This window comes from Cyanobacteria bacterium QS_8_64_29, from assembly GCA_003022125.1.
Lineage (GTDB): Bacteria > Cyanobacteriota > Cyanobacteriia > Cyanobacteriales > Rubidibacteraceae > QS-8-64-29.
On record PXQH01000069.1, the window covers coordinates 13,496 to 29,317 of the forward strand.

General features: G+C 66.4%; 13 protein-coding genes. 7 read left to right on the forward strand and 6 right to left on the reverse strand.

The window, feature by feature from the left end; translation table 11 throughout:
- Window positions 1-17: 17 nt before the first annotated feature.
- Together BRC58_11380 and BRC58_11385 are read left to right on the forward strand one after the other, a co-directional pair.
- Entirely contained in the window at window positions 18-1,331 is a 1,314-nt protein-coding gene (locus BRC58_11380; GenBank protein PSP15640.1) for an ATPase, read from the forward strand.
- A gap of 39 nt (window positions 1,332-1,370) precedes the next feature.
- Window positions 1,371-2,159: a potassium transporter gene (locus tag BRC58_11385; GenBank protein ID PSP15641.1), complete on the forward strand. Its 789-nt coding sequence runs from the start codon at window positions 1,371-1,373 to the stop codon at window positions 2,157-2,159.
- A 10-nt stretch (window positions 2,160-2,169) separates the two neighbouring features.
- Here the strand turns inward: BRC58_11385 and BRC58_11390 are convergent, their stop codons facing one another.
- The gene (locus tag BRC58_11390; protein ID PSP15642.1) at window positions 2,170-3,258 is read right to left on the reverse strand and encodes a tRNA preQ1(34) S-adenosylmethionine ribosyltransferase-isomerase QueA; all 1,089 of its coding nucleotides are present in this window, start codon (window positions 3,256-3,258) and stop codon (window positions 2,170-2,172) included.
- A gap of 71 nt (window positions 3,259-3,329) precedes the next feature.
- The gene (locus tag BRC58_11395) at window positions 3,330-3,788 is read right to left on the reverse strand and encodes a YraN family protein (GenBank protein PSP15664.1); all 459 of its coding nucleotides are present in this window, start codon (window positions 3,786-3,788) and stop codon (window positions 3,330-3,332) included.
- Between the two features lie 68 nt (window positions 3,789-3,856).
- On the opposite strand from BRC58_11395, the gene BRC58_11400 reads away from it, so the two are divergent.
- Window positions 3,857-4,366, forward strand: coding sequence for a low-complexity protein (locus BRC58_11400; protein ID PSP15643.1), 510 nt, complete (start codon window positions 3,857-3,859; stop codon window positions 4,364-4,366).
- 13 nt (window positions 4,367-4,379) lie between these two features.
- Here BRC58_11400 and BRC58_11405 read toward each other — a convergent pair whose 3' ends face one another.
- On the reverse strand, window positions 4,380-6,341 hold the full coding sequence (locus tag BRC58_11405) for a DNA primase (GenBank protein ID PSP15644.1): 1,962 nt from the start codon (window positions 6,339-6,341) through the stop codon (window positions 4,380-4,382).
- Between the two features lie 436 nt (window positions 6,342-6,777).
- Window positions 6,778-7,194, reverse strand: a complete 417-nt coding sequence (locus tag BRC58_11410) for a hypothetical protein (protein ID PSP15645.1) — start codon at window positions 7,192-7,194, stop codon at window positions 6,778-6,780.
- A gap of 125 nt (window positions 7,195-7,319) precedes the next feature.
- Between BRC58_11410 and BRC58_11415 the strand changes: the two genes are divergently transcribed.
- Entirely contained in the window at window positions 7,320-8,609 is a 1,290-nt protein-coding gene (locus BRC58_11415) for a PBS lyase (GenBank protein PSP15646.1), read from the forward strand.
- On the opposite strand, the gene BRC58_11420 is transcribed toward BRC58_11415, so the two are convergent.
- Window positions 8,606-9,793: a serine protease gene (locus BRC58_11420; GenBank protein ID PSP15647.1), complete on the reverse strand. Its 1,188-nt coding sequence runs from the start codon at window positions 9,791-9,793 to the stop codon at window positions 8,606-8,608. The genes BRC58_11415 and BRC58_11420 overlap by 4 nt on opposite strands.
- Before the next feature lie 295 nt (window positions 9,794-10,088).
- Between BRC58_11420 and BRC58_11425 the strand changes: the two genes are divergently transcribed.
- A complete protein-coding gene (locus tag BRC58_11425; GenBank protein ID PSP15648.1) occupies window positions 10,089-11,327 on the forward strand; it encodes a class I SAM-dependent RNA methyltransferase in 1,239 nt (412 codons plus the stop codon).
- A gap of 72 nt (window positions 11,328-11,399) precedes the next feature.
- A complete protein-coding gene (locus BRC58_11430; protein ID PSP15649.1) occupies window positions 11,400-13,394 on the forward strand; it encodes an FAD-dependent oxidoreductase in 1,995 nt (664 codons plus the stop codon).
- On the opposite strand, the gene BRC58_11435 is transcribed toward BRC58_11430, so the two are convergent.
- Complete coding sequence (locus tag BRC58_11435; protein PSP15650.1) at window positions 13,391-14,365, reverse strand: glycerol acyltransferase; 975 nt, start codon at window positions 14,363-14,365, stop codon at window positions 13,391-13,393. The genes BRC58_11430 and BRC58_11435 overlap by 4 nt on opposite strands.
- Window positions 14,366-14,448: 83 nt before the next feature.
- On the opposite strand from BRC58_11435, the gene BRC58_11440 reads away from it, so the two are divergent.
- On the forward strand, window positions 14,449-15,783 hold the full coding sequence (locus tag BRC58_11440) for a monoamine oxidase (protein ID PSP15651.1): 1,335 nt from the start codon (window positions 14,449-14,451) through the stop codon (window positions 15,781-15,783).
- Window positions 15,784-15,822 lie beyond the last annotated feature (39 nt).

Genomic DNA, 15,822 nt, shown 5'->3' on the forward strand with positions numbered 1-15,822 from the left:
CCTGCCCGATCTCGCGCATGAGCATTGCCCGTACCATTTGCCTGGGTTTCCTGGCGGCCATTGCGGCCGGCACGCTTTTGCTGCTGCTGCCGTTTGCCACTGACAGCAGCGGCTGGGGCGATCCGCTCGTGGCGCTGTTCACTGCCACTTCCGCGGTTTGCGTTACGGGGCTCATTGTGGTCGATACGGGCAGCTACTTTTCGGGCTGGGGCGAAGCCATCGTGCTGCTGCTAATGCAAATTGGCGGCCTGGGCTATATGACCAGCAACACGCTGCTCGTGCTGCTGGTGGGCCGCCGCTTCGACCTGCGCCAAAAATTTGCCATTCAGGAAACCTTCGATCAGCCCATGCTGCAGGGCAGCCGCAACTTGGTGGGCTCCATTGTGGTCATGACGTTGGCGTTTGAGGCTGTTGGGTTCGTGCTGCTGCTGGATTTGTTTGCTGCCGACTACGGCTGGGGCCGGAGCGCCTGGCTGGCACTGTTTCACAGCGTCAGCGCTTGGAACAATGCCGGGTTTAGCCTGTTTGAAGACAGCCTAATGGCCTATCGGGATTCGCTGCAGGCCAACGCCGTATTTGCAGCCGCGATTGTATTAGGTGGGTTGGGCTATCAGGTCATCATTGAGCTTTACGGGCGCGCGATCGACTGGTGGCGTCGCAACCCGAGGCGGTACCTGCCTTCGCTCAACTTCAAAGTCGTTACCAGTACCACGGCATTGCTGCTGGTAGCCGGCACCCTGTTGCTGTGGCTGACCGACCTGCACCGGCTGCAGGCAGCAGGGATGCTGGCAGCAGGATTTCAATCGGTGACGGCCCGCACGGCAGGATTCAACACCATCGACATCGCCCAGCTCTCCACGGCAGGGCTGTTCGCCACCATCGCGCTGATGTTTGTGGGGGCAAGCCCCAGCGGGACGGGGGGCGGCATCAAAACGACGACGTTGCGCATCCTCTCGGCTTGCACGCGCGCTACTTTGCAGGGCAAGCGCGAGGTCACGCTCTACGAGCGGCGCTTGCCCACAGTGGTGATTTTTAAGGCCGTTGGCGTCGCGTTCGGATCGGTGGCAGCCATCCTCGCCGGTACCATCTTGGTTTCGCTCACCGATCCGGGCTTTCCCTTCATTCAAGTGCTGTTCGAGGTGACCTCGGCATTCGCCACAGTCGGGCTCTCGACCGGCATTACGGGGGATCTCTCGATCCCGGGCAAGCTCGTGCTGGTTTGTACGATGTACGTAGGCCGGGTCGGCATTCTGGTGTTTGTGGGGGCAATCTTGGCGCCGCCGCGCCGGCGGGCTCTTGAATACCCGGAAGAGACGCTAATGGTAGGCTAGCACCCCCCTCGTACGGCGCTCTCAGAGAGCCGCGATCCCATGGCTACAGGCAGCGAGCGTTCCAGCGCCGAGCCAGCCCAACGGCGCTTCCACCGCGGCGGGCTGCGATCGCTGCGGTTTTTGCGCAACCTCCCCCACGACAACTGCCAGTTTGCCATCATTGGCTTGGGGCGCTTCGGCCAAGCGGTTTGCCAGTCGCTGTACCGCATGGGGTACCAGGTCCTGGGCACCGATCGCGACGAGGCGCTCGTCTCGCAAGCCCTGGGCGAGCGCATGGCCTCCCACGCCATCCGATTCGATGCCACCGATTCGGGCGCCCTGCGCGAGGCCGGCATTTTCGAGTTCGACACGGTGGTGGTTGCCATCGGCCATTACCTGCAAGAGAGCATCGTCACCACCCTCAACGTCAAAGAAGCGGGCGTCCCCTACGTGGTGGCCAAAGCCTCCTCGGCTACCCACGGCAAGCTCCTGGACCGCGTTGGTGCCGACCACGTGGTCTACCCCGAGCGCGAGGCCGGTCAGTCGCTGGCCTACGAGCTGACCAAACCCGAGATTCTGGCCCGCTTCGACCTCGACCCCGATAACAGCATTGTCGAGGTGCTGGTGCCCCGCCAGTTTGATGGCAAAACCATCGCCGAGCTGCAGCTACGCAACCGCTACGGCGTTACCGTGATCGCCCTCAGCGACGGCGACAAGTTTGACATCAACCCCGGCCCCAACCAACCGCTGCGCGAAGGCACGGCGATGGTCGTGGTTGGCGCCAACCGCGACATCCAGCGCTTGCCCAAGCACACCAAGGCCGAAGCTGCCCCAAGCGAGCGGAGCTGAGGCAGCCGGCTCAGGCCACCACCGCTGCCGGGGTGATGAGCATGGCATCCCCAAACGAGTAGAAGCGATAGCGCGCTGTGATCGCCGCCCGATAGAGCGCCAGCAGGCGCTCGCGTCCCAGAAAAGCGCTCACCATCATCAACAAGCTTGAGCCCGGGAGGTGGAAGTTGGTCATGAGCCCGTCCACCACCTGCGGCCGGTACCCCGGATAGATAAACAGATTCGTTTGGCCCTCAAATGCGCCCAGCTCGCCGCGCGCCCAAAAGGCCCCCTCCAGGGCGCGCACCACCGTGGTGCCCACTGCAATCACCCGCCCGCCGGCGGCACGCGTGCGCGCGACCCGCTCGGCCGTGGCGGCCGGCACGGCCAGCCACTCCCGGTGCATGCGGTGCGCGCCAATTTCGGCTGCCTCAACCGGCCGAAACGTTCCCAGGCCCACATGGAGCGTGAGCTCGGCAATGCCAATGCCGCACTGCTGCAGGCGCTGCAGCAGCTCATCCGTTAAGTGCAGGCCGGCCGTTGGGGCCGCAACAGCCCCCGGCGAGCGCGCATATGCGGTCTGGTATTGCTCGCGGGCCGACTGGGTGTCGGCAATGTAGGGCGGTAGGGGCATGCGGCCGTAATGGGGCAGCAGCGACTCGAGCGCGCACCCCGCTGGCAGCTCGAAGCGCAGCCAGCGCCCGCCCGTTTCGGCATCGCGATCGATGGCCGTGGCTTCCAGCGGCTGCCCGCCTGACTGCAGCGGATCGAAGCGCAGCCGCGTTCCCGGGCGCACCCGCTTGCCGGGTTTGACCAGCGCCAACCAGCAACCCGACGAGCTGGCCTCCAGCAGCAGCACCTCGACTTCTGCGCCTGTGGGCTTGCGGCCGTGGAGGCGCGCTGGTAGAACGCGCGTGTTGTTGAGCACCAGCAGATCGCCTGCCTGCAGCCACTCGGGCAAATCCCGCACGGTGGCGTGCGCGTGCGAGCGGGCCCCCACCACCAGCAGGCGCGCCCGATCACGCGGCGAAACCGGCGTTTGCGCGATCCGCTCGGGCGGGAGCGTGTACTCGTAGCTCGCGCGCCAGCGGTCTGCACCGCTATGGGGTGAGCTTGCCATGAGTCCTCGGGCGGGGTCTTTGCCTCCCCTTTCTAGACTGCAACGGTCGCCTGCCGGCCAGCGGCGCAGCCTCAGGCCCCAAACGCCGCCGGGATGTAAGCCTGTAGGGCGAGCTGGTAGCTCTGCCACAACTGCGGTGGCCCCAGCGCCGTGGCGTCCGGGAGCGGCTGCGCCGGTGGGTGCCGGAAGTACCGACTCGTCACCAGGGCCAGATTGAAGCGGCACGGCAGCTCAGCGAGCTGGGGCGAGTGGGCCAGAAACGCTTCCGCAGCGTGCCAGATCCGGCGCTGCTCGGCGGGCGTTACGGCCAGTTGGCCGCCGGCATCCCAGCTGCCGCGGCTGCGCGTTTTGACCTCGACAAACGCCAGCATGCCAGCCCCCGCCGGATGGCGCGCGATCAGATCCAGCTCGCCCCAACGGCAGCGCCAGCGGCGATTGCAGACCTGCCAGCCTTGGGCCGTCAGCCATTGGGCTGCAACGCGCTCGCCCGCTGCGCCCAGGCTGGTCTCGCTCGGATGGGATGCGGGAATAGGCGGCACGCGGCAAGCTGGTAGGATAGCTTTAGCATAGCAACGCGCCGCTTGCGCTCGCTGAAGCGATGATTGCGCCCGTTCCCAAGCAGCGGATCGCCCGTTCGGCTATCGCTCTACTGGCTGCGCTTGCACTAGTGGTGCCGGCTGCCCCGGCCGCCGCGCAAGGGGTGGGCGAGGACTACGACCGGCAGTTTTTGGTCGAGGCTGACTTTGCCGGTCAGGACCTGCGCGAGGTCAGCTTTATCAAGGCCAACCTGCGCAATAGCGATTTCTCGGGCGCCGACCTCATGGGGGCGAACCTGTTTGCCGCCAACCTGGAAGGCGCCAATTTAGAAGGGGCCAACTTGCGGTTGGCAACCCTAGACTCGGCGCGCATGAGCTATACCAACCTCAAAAACGCCATTCTGGAAGAGACCTTTGCCGCCAACACCAACTTTGACGGCGCCACCATCGAGGGGGCTGACTTCACGGACGCGCTGCTGAGCCCAGACACGCGCCTCCAGCTCTGCCAGCACGCCCAAGGCACCAATCCCCAAACCGGTCGCGCCACGCGCGAGACCTTGCGCTGCCGCTAGAGCACTCCTGGTCTCAGCTGCGTCCGGAAGCCGGGATGTCCAAGATCTGGGCGATGGAGAACTGGCGCTGCCGATCCAGCGCCTCAATTTGGCGCTGGGCGTTGTAGAACTCGCGGCAGTAGTACTGCCAGCGCTCAGGCTGAGTGTTGGGATCGAGCTGCTGCCAGCGCTGCAGGCAATAGTGCTTGTGCTTTTCGTACAGCGATCGCTCCATGGCCGCGATCGCGGCGCTCACCACCAGTGAGGCGCGGCTGATGTCGCGCTCGCCTTTCTCGTCCAGATAGAACAGGTGGGCGAGCTGCTGCCACTGCTGCGGAAAATCGGCACTTTGCTCGCGCAGCTCGGCCAGCAGCGAGTTGCCCGACGCACCATCCCCATCGGACTGGGGTGCCTGCGCGGTCAGGATTTGCTGCCACAAAAAGCGGTGGGGGGTCTGGCTGAAGGTCAGTTCCTTGGTTTCGATCGCCTCGGCGATCGCCGGCCGGTGCTGGGGACAGTGCAGGTAAATGCGCAGGAGTTGGGCTTCGGCTTCGGCCAGCAGGTTGCGCTCGCCGCGGGCGAACCAGTCAGCGCCGTTTGTAGCGTTACTGCCGCTTGCTTGGGCTGGCTGGCGGCGCTGCGGTTTTTTGAGCTGGGCCTGCAGCTTTTCTAGATAAAGCGGCATCAACCGCGAATCGCCTCCGCTGAGGCGCTCGGCGCAGGCTTGCAGGTAGTAGCTGCGCTGGTTGGGGTCGGTGAGGCGATTGAGCAGCTGCACTAGGGCCTGCGCCGCGCGCTGGAAGCCATCGGCCCGGTCTAGGGGCTCGCGTTGCAGCAGCCGCTCGATTTGCCAGTCGATCCACAGCGGTGCTTGGGCCACGAGCTCGCGGAAGCGCTCGCTGGCCTGGGGATGGGACTGCAAAAAATCATCCGCATCCTTGCCATCGGGCAAGTTGAGCACGCGCAGCTGCACCTGGCCGCTGTAAACGAGCGACTCGATCGCGCCAATTGCCCGTTCGGTGGCGCTGGCACCGGCGGCATCGGCATCAAAGTTGAGCGCGATCTGCTTGGACTCGGTATAGCGCAGTAGCTGCCGCAGCTGGTCCTGGCTTAGCGCGGTTCCCAGTGAGGCGACGGCGTTGCCAATGCCTGCTGCGTGCAGGGCAATGGCATCAAAGTACCCCTCGACGACAATGGCGCCGTCGCGCTTGGCGATCTCGCCGCGGGCCCGATCGAGCGCGAATAGGGTCTTGCGCTTGTCAAACAGCGGCGTGTCGGGTGAGTTGAGGTACTTAGGCTCCCCCTCGCCCAGCGTGCGGCTGCCCAAGGCAATCGGCCGCCCTTGCACGTCGCGGATGGGAATGATGAGGCGATCGCGAAAGCGGTCGTAGTAGCCGCTGCCGGATTTGCGCTGCTGGATCAGCCCGGCCTCTTCCACCAGCGCCAGCGGATAGCCCTTCTGCTGCACTAGGTAGCGGTAGAGGGTTTCCCAGCCAGCCGGGGCATAGCCCAACTGAAACGCCTCGATAGTGGCATCGCTCAACTGGCGCTGCGAGCGCAGGTAGGCCAGCGCCGCCTCCCCCTGGGGCTGATGGAGCGCATGCTGGTAGAAGCTCGCTGCGAGCGCCACGACTTCGTAGAGCCGCTCCCGGTGCGAGAGCTGGCGCTGCAGCTGCTGCTGCTGCTCCGGCTCGAGCGATTTGACCGGCACCTGATAGCGCTGGGCCAGTGCCAGAACGGCTTCGCCGAACGACTGCTGCTCCCACTCCATCAGGAACTTGAGCGCGCCGCCGCCGGCACCGCAGCCAAAGCAGTAATAGAGTTGCTTGCTAGGGCTGACCGTAAAGCTGGGGGTTTTTTCCTCGTGGAACGGGCACAGGCCCTGGTAATCCTTGCCCCGCTTGCGCAGCACCACGCGCTCGGAGACGATATCGACGACATCGGCCCGGCGCTTGACTTCCTCGACCGTATCCGGGTGCAGGCGGGGGGCTTGCATGGGTCGCGGGCTGCCAGGGAGCGCCCCTATTTTAGGGGGACCGCCCGCGCCGAGTGCCAGCCGGCTCCGCTCCAGCCCCTACCGCGCCGCGATCGCTCACGCGGCGCCGATGCGGCGGCAGGCAACGGCAAACGCCACGGCAATGGCAGTGACGGCCAAGGCAACGAGTGGATGCTGGCCCTGCCCGATGGCAAAGGTGGTTACGATGCCGGCCCCCACGGCGGCTGCGGCGATTGAGCCCAGCAGGTCGCGATCGCGGTTTGGATATTGCATGGGATTCCAACGGCTATCCGCACGAGCGCGCTCCAGGCAAACGGGGCGCTGCCATTGAAGCTAGCGCGCCCCCACAGACGCGATCGCGGCGATTCGGGCAGCCGCAACGAAGCTTTAAATCTGGCTACGTTTTGTAACACGCGCTACAGATTCAATCGGGCGGCTAGCCGCCGCCCGTGCGCTTGAGGTTGCCGGCGGTAACCCAAGCCCGCTGCTCGGTTTGGGGAACGTAAACTTTTTGCCAGCCCCCGTCGGCGCTGCTCCCAAGCACGATCAGCTCCTGGCCCTGCTTGACGCCCCCAATGCGCGGTACGCTTTCGCTGGGTGCCCCGCGCAGGTTCAAACCGGCCGACGGCACGACCCGGGCGCGGTAAGCCCCCTGCTGTAGCTGCTGGCGGATCGCCTGGGGCAAGCGTTGTTGCTCTGTCCCCTCGCTCCCGTCCGAGAAAGTGGGCTTGGGGGGCGCCTCCAGGTACTGACTGAAAAACCAGTAGGCAACGGCCACCCCTGTGCCTGCCAGCAGCGCAATGCCCAGCACAAAGCCCAGCAGAGCCTGGATTGTCAGGCCTAACAAACGCATGCTCGAGCCCCCTAGCGGCGGCGTATCCGCCCGATTGTGACATCTGCCTGCAGGCGCTCCAAGCCCATTCACGCCCTACCGATTAATGTGTTTTCTCAGCGGACTGCGGTAGCGTCAGCTAGGGGATGCTGGCAGGCCCCAACGCATGGGGAGTGCCGCCGATGAGCGATTACCTCCGACAAGCGGTTGAGGCCCAACAGGCGGGCCGTACCGAGCAGGCCGTGCACTGCCTGCAGTGCGCCTCGCCGGAGCAGGCGAGCGAGGCCGAGCGCAACCGGGCGCTGGAGGCCGCTTTACAGTTGCTGCAAGCGGTTGAGTTCCAACACCAATGGGCCATCGCCAAGGTCCTGCCGCGTTTCGGCACGGCCGTCGTGGCGCCGGCTGTTGCCCTGCTCGAGGACGAGCGCCTCGATCCCGAAACGCGCTGGTTCGCCATCAGCGTGCTGGGCGAGTTTGACGATGCGCGCGCCATTCGGGCACTGGCCTGGGTCTGCCAGGCCAGCGAGGAAGCCGAGCTGGTGGAAGCGGCAGCGCAAGCCCTGGTCCGATTGGGGCGATCCGCCGTGACGGCGCTAACGGCGCTGCTGCAGGCGGAATCCCACCGCCAGCTTGCCGTGCGCTCGCTAGCGCAGCTGTGCCACCCCGCCAGCATTGAACCCCTGCTGGGCGCAAGCGAAGATGCCGATCCGGCAGTGCGCGCGATGGCGATCAAAGCGCTGGGCCAGTTCCGCGATCTGCGCATTCCGCCCGTTTTAACCGCCGCCCTGGCCGATGCCAGCGCCACCGTTCGCAAGCAAGCGGTGGCGGGGGTGGCCTCATGCGCGGCCCGCGGCGAGCTCAGCGATGGTACGGCTTGGCTGCAAGCGCGGCTGGACGATTGCGACCTTGCAGTCAGCCAAGCGGCCGCTCGGGAACTCGGCAGAATCGGCACGGATGGCGCCGCGCAGGCTCTGACAGCCCTGCTGCAATCGCCCGCCGTGCCCGAGCCCTTGCAAGCCGATGCCGTCCGGGCCCTGGGTCGCATTGCCACCTCGCCCGCGCTGGAGGGGCTGGAAGCTGCTTGGCCGCAGGCACCGAGCGCTGTCTGTCAGACCGCGGCCCGCGAGCTCGCTCGCTTCGGCGGCCCGCTGAGCCAGCGGGCGACCCGAGTGGCGCTAGCGTGGCTGGAGACGGAGGCAGCCGGGAAAGCCGCGATCCGGCAGCAGCTGGCGCTGGCGCTGGGCGAGCTGGACCAAGCGCAGGCATTTGAACCGTTGCTGGTCTTAGCCGCCGATCCCGTGCCGGCGGTGCGATGGCATGCCATCGCCGCGCTGGGCAAGCTGCCTAACGCCGCTCAACGGGTGCGGCAGTACGCGAGCGACTCCCCCATCCACCAGCAAGGCCGGACCAACGTCCTGGCCGATTGGGACGGTTAGGGCAAATTGGCTTGCCGCATCTGTTGTGGCCGCACGGCTAGCCGCTGGCGTTGCCCGTCGCGCCACACGCGGAGCTCGAGCGGGCGCCCGAGTTCGCTGCTATCGACCAGCGCCTGCAAGCGGTCGGCGCTCTCGACGCGCTCGCCCGCAACGCGCGTAATGACATCGCCGCGCTTGAGGCCTCCCTCGTCGGCCGGGCTCCCGGGCATGACGCGGACGACCAGGACGCCGTTGCGCTCGGGGACCTCAATCAGCGAGTTGGGATCGCGGTTGAGGCGCCGCGCCACATCCGGCGTGAGGTCGATCATGCGGATGCCGATGTAGGGGTGGGGAACGGGCTCGCCGCGCGCGAGCTTGCCTTGGATGGCCTTGGCCTTGTCGATGGGAATGGCAAAACCGATGCCTTCGGCATTGGCGCGGATGGCGGTGTTGATGCCGATGACTTCGCCGCGCTCGTTGAGCAGCGGACCGCCGGAGTTGCCCGGGTTGATGGCGGCATCCGTTTGGATGAAGTTGAGGCGCTTGTCCGGGATGCCTACCTGCGAGCTGGAGCGATTGAGCGTACTGACAATGCCCAGCGTGACCGTGTTGTCTAGCCCCAGCGGATTACCCAGCGCGATCGCCCAATCGCCCACTCGGACGTCGCTGGAGTTGCCCAGCGGGGCAACGGGCAGCTCCTCGCCATCAATCTTAATAACGGCCAAATCCGAGAGCTCGTCCATGCCGCAGACTTCGCCGCGAAACGTTCGCCCATCCCGCAAGCTGACGCGCACGGCATCGGCCTCGCTCACTACGTGCGCGTTGGTCAGCACGATGCCGTTGCTATCGATAATAAAGCCCGATCCTTGGCCGCGCTGCCGGTACTCCTGCTGCGGCTGGCGGAACGACTCATCCCCAAAAAAGCGGCGGAAGAACGGGTCCTCAGAAAAGGGATTGGGCGCGCTTCGCCGCACGGTGCGCTCGGTATCGAGCCGCACCACGGCCGGGCCCACGCGATCAATAGCGTCCGTTACAAAGCTTCGGCGCAGCTCGGCGGGGGTGGGGGCCCGTTGGCCATCCCCATCGGCTGCGGCCGCCGCTTGCCAGGCCGGTACGCCCAGCCAGGCCAGGAGCGCGCCCAATACGGAGGCGGCGGCGAGCGCAACCGCTTGCCGCCTGCCCTGCGGGGGTTTGAATGCTTGCATTCCGATGGCGTTGCCTCAACCGATGCCTGTCAGGCTAGAGGTTCATGCCCTCCTCCAGCCAGCGAATCCAACTGCTCCCGATGCGATCGCGCATGCAGTTGCTGGGCTACAGTGTATCCGGCCGGATATCGATTCCGCCATCTTGGGGACCCTCGATGGCAACTGCCAGCACGCTCGCGTGCGGCGAGATCGGAAGCTTAGCGGGGAGCCACCTCCGAATCTTAACGGCGCACAACGCCTGCTGTGGGGGATCTGGGCGCTAACGTGGACAACGCCGACCGGATGCCCATCCCCCATGCCACTGCAACCCGCGGACCTGAAACAGTTCCAGCCTGGGGACGCGCTCACCGTGACGGTGGAGCGCTTTGGCAACAAGTATTTGGGCGAGACCTCCCTGGGCGGCAAAACCGTGCTGGTTCCAGCGGCCCTGCCCGGCGAGACGATCCGCGGCGAGGTGCTGCGCAACTGGGAGCGGCGGTTGCTGCTGCATCCGGTCGAGGTGCTGGATCCCAGCCCGGATCGGGTCGAGCCGCAGTGCCGGCACTTTGGTACCTGCGCCGGGTGCCAGTTCCAGCACCTAGCCTACGAGCGCCAGCTCGAGCTCAAGCGATCGCGCCTGGAAGCTTATTTTGAAGGCGACGAAGCAGTCTCGCCGCTGCCGCTGCGCGGCGTCATTGGCTCGCCCCAGCCCTACGGCTATCGCAACAACATCAAGCTGCACGGCCCTGGCGAGCCCGGCTTCTGGCGCGTGCTGGGCATCGATATGGTCCGCAACGAGCACTGCCCGGTTTGCCTGCCCCAGGTGGAGGCGGCCCTGCAGCAGCAGCGCCAGCAGGGCTTTGGGGCGTGGCGCGATCGCGGCATCGATAACGTTTTGATCCGGGGCACGAGTCAGGGCGAGGTCTATGTCGGCCCCGAGCAGCCCGGCGAGGGCGAAGTAGCGTGGTTGAGCGAGGAACTGGCGCACCCGCTCACAGGCGAGACCTACGAACTCGCGGTCCCGGCGCACGCCTTCTGGCAGGGCAGCACGCCCATGATTCCCTATTTGGTCGAGCAAGCGATCCGGCCAGTGCAGGCCTTTGAGCCCGAGACGCTGGTTGAGGCCTACTGCGGCATGGGCTTGTTCGGCTTGATGGGCGCTCCGTTTGCCCGCTCGGTAGTGGGGTTAGAAGACAACCCGCTTGCCGTGGCGGCAGCCCGCTACAACCGGGACGCGCAGGGCCTCGCCCACTACCAAATCTGGCAAGGGCAGGCCGAGCGCCAGTTGGGCAACTTGCTTGAGGGCCTCCCGCTGGCGCGTACTAGCGCCTTGGTCGATCCCCCGCGCAGCGGCCTGCCCAAAAAGGCGCTCAAGCAGCTGCTGCGCCATCCGCCCCAACAGCTGGTCTATGTCAGTTGCAACCCCGAGAGCTTTGCCCGCAACGTCCGGCAGTTGTGCCGCCAGACCTACCGCCTGCAAGATCTGGTGGGCTTGGACCTGTTCCCGCAAACCAAGCACTTGGAGTGCGTGGGCGTGCTAGAGCGCACCGCCTAGGCCCGAGCGCGCACCTTGGAGAGCCGCCGAACGAGCGTTTAGGATCCCGGCGAGATCGGTGTGAGGGTGCCCATGAAGCGAACGCTGCCTGCCGTGGCGCTGCTAGCGGGGCTGGGATGCCATACGGCTGCCCTGGCCGCCAGCCCAGCGCCCGAGCCCGACAAAACCGTCACCTGCGACGTTCTGGCCGTCGGCGGCGGCCTGGCCGGGGTTGCCACGGCCTACGAAGCCTTGCGCGCCGGCAAAACCGTCTGCCTGACCGAGATGACCGACTGGCTGGGGGGCCAGATCTCGGCCCAGGGGACCTCGGCGCTGGATGAGCGCACCACCCAGCGCCAGCGGCGCGTCTACCCGCGCGGTTACCTGGCGCTGCGCGAGCGCATCCGGGACGAATACGGCGAGCTCAACCCTGGCGAGTGCTGGGTGAGCAAATCCTGCTTTTTGCCGCGCGACGGCCACCAAATCCTGCGATCGCAACTGCGGCAGGCAGCGCAAGCGGGCGGCGGCGAGCTCAAGTGGTTCCCCTCGACCGTACCCAAAGCCGTCGATCGCAATGACAGCGGCAACCTCATCCAGAGCCTGACTGCCATCCGCCACCAACCGGCCCAGGGTGCGCCCCCGCTCAACAGCCGCCCGCTCTCGCAGAACTGGCGCGACTGGTACCGCTACCAGGACTCCGAGCGCTTTGACAAAACCGTGGTGCGCTTCGTCCCGCCCCAACCGAACCGGAACTGGTACGTCGTCGATGCGACCGCAACCGGCCAGTTGGTAGGCCTCACCGACGTTCCCTATCGCCTGGGTATTGATCCGCGCTCCTACCGGGAACCCTCCTCCTCCAGCACTAGCGGTGACCCCTACTGCACGCAAGGGTTTACCTACACCTTTGCCATGCAGGCAACAGCAAAACCGCAATCCCACGATGAGCCGCCTTTCTACCCCCAGCACGCGCCCTACTACAGCTACGAGCTCGAGCGCTTGGCCGACTTCGACCTGGTCTTTACCTACCGCCGCCTTCAGAGCCCCAAATCAGGCCCCGAAACCAGCTTTGGCGGCATTAGCTTCACCGAGCCCACCCCAGGCGATATTTCCATGCAGAACTGGACCTGGGGCAACGATTACCGGCCCGGCACAGCCCAAGACAACCTGATCTACACGCGCGAGCAGCTGCAGGCGCGCGGGCAATTGGCATCCGATGGCTGGATGGGCGGCCTGCGCGTTGAGACCCTGCGCAAGGCCGAGCAACACGCGCTGGGCTTTTTCTATTGGCTGGTGCGCGGCACCACGGATTCGCAGCTGGGCGAAGGGGTCAAACAGCCCCATCCCAACAACCGTTTGCTCCGGGGCTTGGATTCGCCCATGGGGACCCAACACGGCTTGTCCAAATTCCCCTACATCCGCGAGGGGCGCCGCATCATCGGCCGACCCAGCTTGGGCCATCCCAACGGCTTCACCATTTGGGAGACCGATATCTCGCGCCAGGATTACCGAAGCGCGTACTACCGCGAGGCTATTTCCGATGCCACCTACCGCCAGCTCTGGACGGAGCTAGCCGGGCGCGATGCCATTGCGGTCATCCGCGGCAAGCGCTCGATTGAGGCAGTCGAGCGGCGCGATCGCGCCCGGATCTACCCCGACTCGGTCGGCATCGGGCACTACGCGATCGACTTTCACCCTTGCATGGCCAGCAGTCCGCCCGAGCAAGCGCAAAAAGAGCGGGAAGGGACCCGCCAGGGCTCGGGCCAGGCTTACCCGTTTCAAATTCCGCTGCGGGCCACGATCCCGCAGGAGCTCGACAATCTGCTCGTGGCCGGCAAAAGCATTGCCACCAGCCACAGGGCAGCCGCTGCCTACCGGGTCCACTCCATCGAATGGTCGGTGGGGGCTGCGGTCGGGACGGCAGCCGCTTTCGCCCTCGAGAACGGGGTGCGCCCCTACCAGCTGGTGGACGATCTTCCGCAGCCCGAGCCGCAGCTGCAAGCCCTGCGGCGGCGCCTGGAAGCCAACCGCAACCCGGTCTTTTTCCCGGGGACCTCCATTTTCAACCAGGATTGGTCGAAATGGCGCTAGGGCCACAGTTCATTGAGGGCAGCTTGCAGGCGGGCGCGCAGCTGTTGGGCACGCTGGTAAGCCGCCGCCCGCTGCCGGTGCGGCGGACAACGCCCGCACCGTACGGGCGGCTGTGGCGATAGCACTGTGTAGCGCAAGCGCGCGGGCAGCGCCCATACGCCTAGCGACGGAAACAGCAGCAGTGCCAGCATCCCGCCCGAGAGCGGGAAAAAGGGCAGGCCCAGGGCGCGCGCCGCGCGCGGCCAGTTGAGGGCCCAAGGATGCAGCCCCTCGCTCCCAACGCAGGCAACCGGCACGATGGGGACCTGGTAGCGATCGCTGAGCCGCACGGCGGCTGGATGGAACGTTTGCAGCCGGTAGCGCTGCCGCCAGCCCTTGGCCGGTCCCCGCACGCCCTCCGGCGCGTACAGCACCATGCCCGGCTGGCGCACTGCCGCCTCAAAGGCATCCCCGCTGGCCGGCACGCCGCCTAGGGCTTGGGTCCAACCCGGCGGCAGCCACCATTGCATCCAGGGATGCTCGAACAGCGGCACGCCCGCGAGCGGCCGAATCGGCCCGCTGCCAGTCCGATCAAGCGCGTAGGCCAACACGAGCAAGTCCCACGGAAAGCCCATGCCGGCGTGATTGGCAGCGGCGATCGCGCGCTGGGCCTGCGGCAGCTGCTCGGCTCCATGCAGCTCGAAGCGAAAGTAGCGCTTGGCAATTGGGGCCAGGATCTCGTCGCGAAAGGCGGCTTGGTACGCGGGCTCGAACCCGCTAACCTCGCAGCGCGGCGCGCGCCGGCCCAAGCGCAGCAGCCAGGCCACATAGAACCCGCCCGGCAGCAAAAACAGCGCCAATTCTAGACCGCTCCAGCCGTCGTGATCGCAGTGGTAGTGCTGCCAGTGGCGGTTGAGCAGCACCAGCCAGCCTGGCGGGTACCAAAGGCACACCCAATCCAGGCAATCGAAGCGATAGGCAACGCCAACCATTAGGCCATCTCCCTGCACGCCGGGTGCAACCGCTCGCCGCTTAGGGCAAAGTGTAGCGGCGGAGCCGCTGCCCAGAAAGCGCCATGAGCATCGAGCAAGTCCTCTCGCGCGAACCGCTGCCCTCGCCGCAACCGCACGCAGAGCGCGTTTTGGTCCTAGGCGCTGGCATGGCCGGGCTGGCAGCAGCGCGCCAGCTCGCCCGCTGGGGCTACCGCGTCACGCTACTGGAGGCGCGCGATCACGTCGGCGGGCGCGTCTGCACCGATCGCTCGCTGGGCGTCCCCGTCGATTTGGGCGCCAACTGGATCCACGGGACGCAGGGCAATCCCATTGCGGCGCTGGCGCAGCGGTTGGGCGTTCGGTACCGGCCCACGCGCTTGGCCAACGGCCAATTCTATGACTTTGACGGTCGGCCGCTAGATGGGGCCGAAGTGCGCGCGCTGCGCCGGGATCTGGACGTGCTTCTGTCGCTCGAGCCGCAGCTCGATGCCCGGCCCGAGCGCGATCGGGCCCTGGCGGACGCTGTCGATTGGCTGTCGCTGTCGCCGTCACTAACCGACGAACGCTGGCGGCAGCGCAATTGGGTCCGCTCGACGCTGGCAACGTTTCTGGGCGCCAGCGTGACCGAGCTCTCGCGCGGCTATTTCAATGAAGACGACGAGTTCCCCGGGCCAAACGCGCTGCTCTCGCACGGCTACGACGCCATCGCGCGCGGGCTGGCCGTCGGGCTGACGGTCCGGTTCAACTGCGTTGCGCGGCGCATTGTCTGGCGCGATCGCGAGGTTTGCATCGAGACCGAAACGGCTTCGTTTAGCGCCGATCGCGCCGTAGTGACGCTGCCGCTGGGAGTGTTGCAAGCGGGTGGGCCCGCCTTCGAACCGCCGCTGCCATCGCGCAAGCAGCAGGCCATCCGGCGCCTGGGCATGGGCGTGCTGGATAAGGTCGTGCTGCGCTTCCCGTTTTGTTTCTGGTCGCCCGAAGCTGACTTTTTGGGCTACCTATCGTCGCAAGCGGGCGATTCGCCGCTGCTGCTGAGCCTGCAGCCCCACGTTGGCGTCCCCATTTTGGTGGCCTTTTTGGGCGGCCCCGAAGCGCGCCACCGCGAGTGCTGCGCCGACCGGCAGTTGGTAGCGCTGGTCATGCGCGAGCTGCGCTGCATGTTCGCCCGCACCGTGCCCGATCCCACCCGCGTGGCGATCGCGCGCTGGGCCAGCGACCCATTTGCGTTGGGCTCGTATTCGTTCGTTCGCGTGGGCGCTAGCGGCCAGGACTACACGGCGCTGTCCGCTCCCGCCGGCGAGCGGCTGTTTTTTGCCGGGGAGGCCACCCACCGCCAGTACCCGGCCACCGTCCACGGGGCCTTCCTGAGCGGACTGCGAGCAGCTGAGGAACTGGCCGGCGCCACCCAAGGACGCTAGCCGCGGCCCACCAGCCGCTACAATCGGCAGCCAATGGCA

What these genes read in the sequence shown, in the direction of transcription:
- BRC58_11380 (PSP15640.1), top strand. Translation starts at nt 18, where the DNA reads ATGAGCATTGCCCGTACCATTTGCCTGGGTTTCCTGGCGGCCATTGCG.
- BRC58_11390 (PSP15642.1), bottom strand. Translation starts at nt 3,258, where the DNA reads ATGGCAAGCTCACCCCATAGCGGTGCAGACCGCTGGCGCGCGAGCTAC.
- BRC58_11410 (PSP15645.1), bottom strand. Translation starts at nt 7,194, where the DNA reads ATGCGTTTGTTAGGCCTGACAATCCAGGCTCTGCTGGGCTTTGTGCTG.
- BRC58_11415 (PSP15646.1), top strand. Translation starts at nt 7,320, where the DNA reads ATGCTGGCAGGCCCCAACGCATGGGGAGTGCCGCCGATGAGCGATTAC.
- BRC58_11440 (PSP15651.1), top strand. Translation starts at nt 14,449, where the DNA reads ATGAGCATCGAGCAAGTCCTCTCGCGCGAACCGCTGCCCTCGCCGCAA.
- BRC58_11435 (PSP15650.1), bottom strand. Translation starts at nt 14,365, where the DNA reads ATGGTTGGCGTTGCCTATCGCTTCGATTGCCTGGATTGGGTGTGCCTT.
- BRC58_11420 (PSP15647.1), bottom strand. Translation starts at nt 9,793, where the DNA reads ATGCAAGCATTCAAACCCCCGCAGGGCAGGCGGCAAGCGGTTGCGCTC.
- BRC58_11405 (PSP15644.1), bottom strand. Translation starts at nt 6,341, where the DNA reads ATGCAAGCCCCCCGCCTGCACCCGGATACGGTCGAGGAAGTCAAGCGC.
- BRC58_11425 (PSP15648.1), top strand. Translation starts at nt 10,089, where the DNA reads ATGCCACTGCAACCCGCGGACCTGAAACAGTTCCAGCCTGGGGACGCG.
- BRC58_11385 (PSP15641.1), top strand. Translation starts at nt 1,371, where the DNA reads ATGGCTACAGGCAGCGAGCGTTCCAGCGCCGAGCCAGCCCAACGGCGC.
- BRC58_11430 (PSP15649.1), top strand. Translation starts at nt 11,400, where the DNA reads ATGAAGCGAACGCTGCCTGCCGTGGCGCTGCTAGCGGGGCTGGGATGC.
- BRC58_11400 (PSP15643.1), top strand. Translation starts at nt 3,857, where the DNA reads ATGATTGCGCCCGTTCCCAAGCAGCGGATCGCCCGTTCGGCTATCGCT.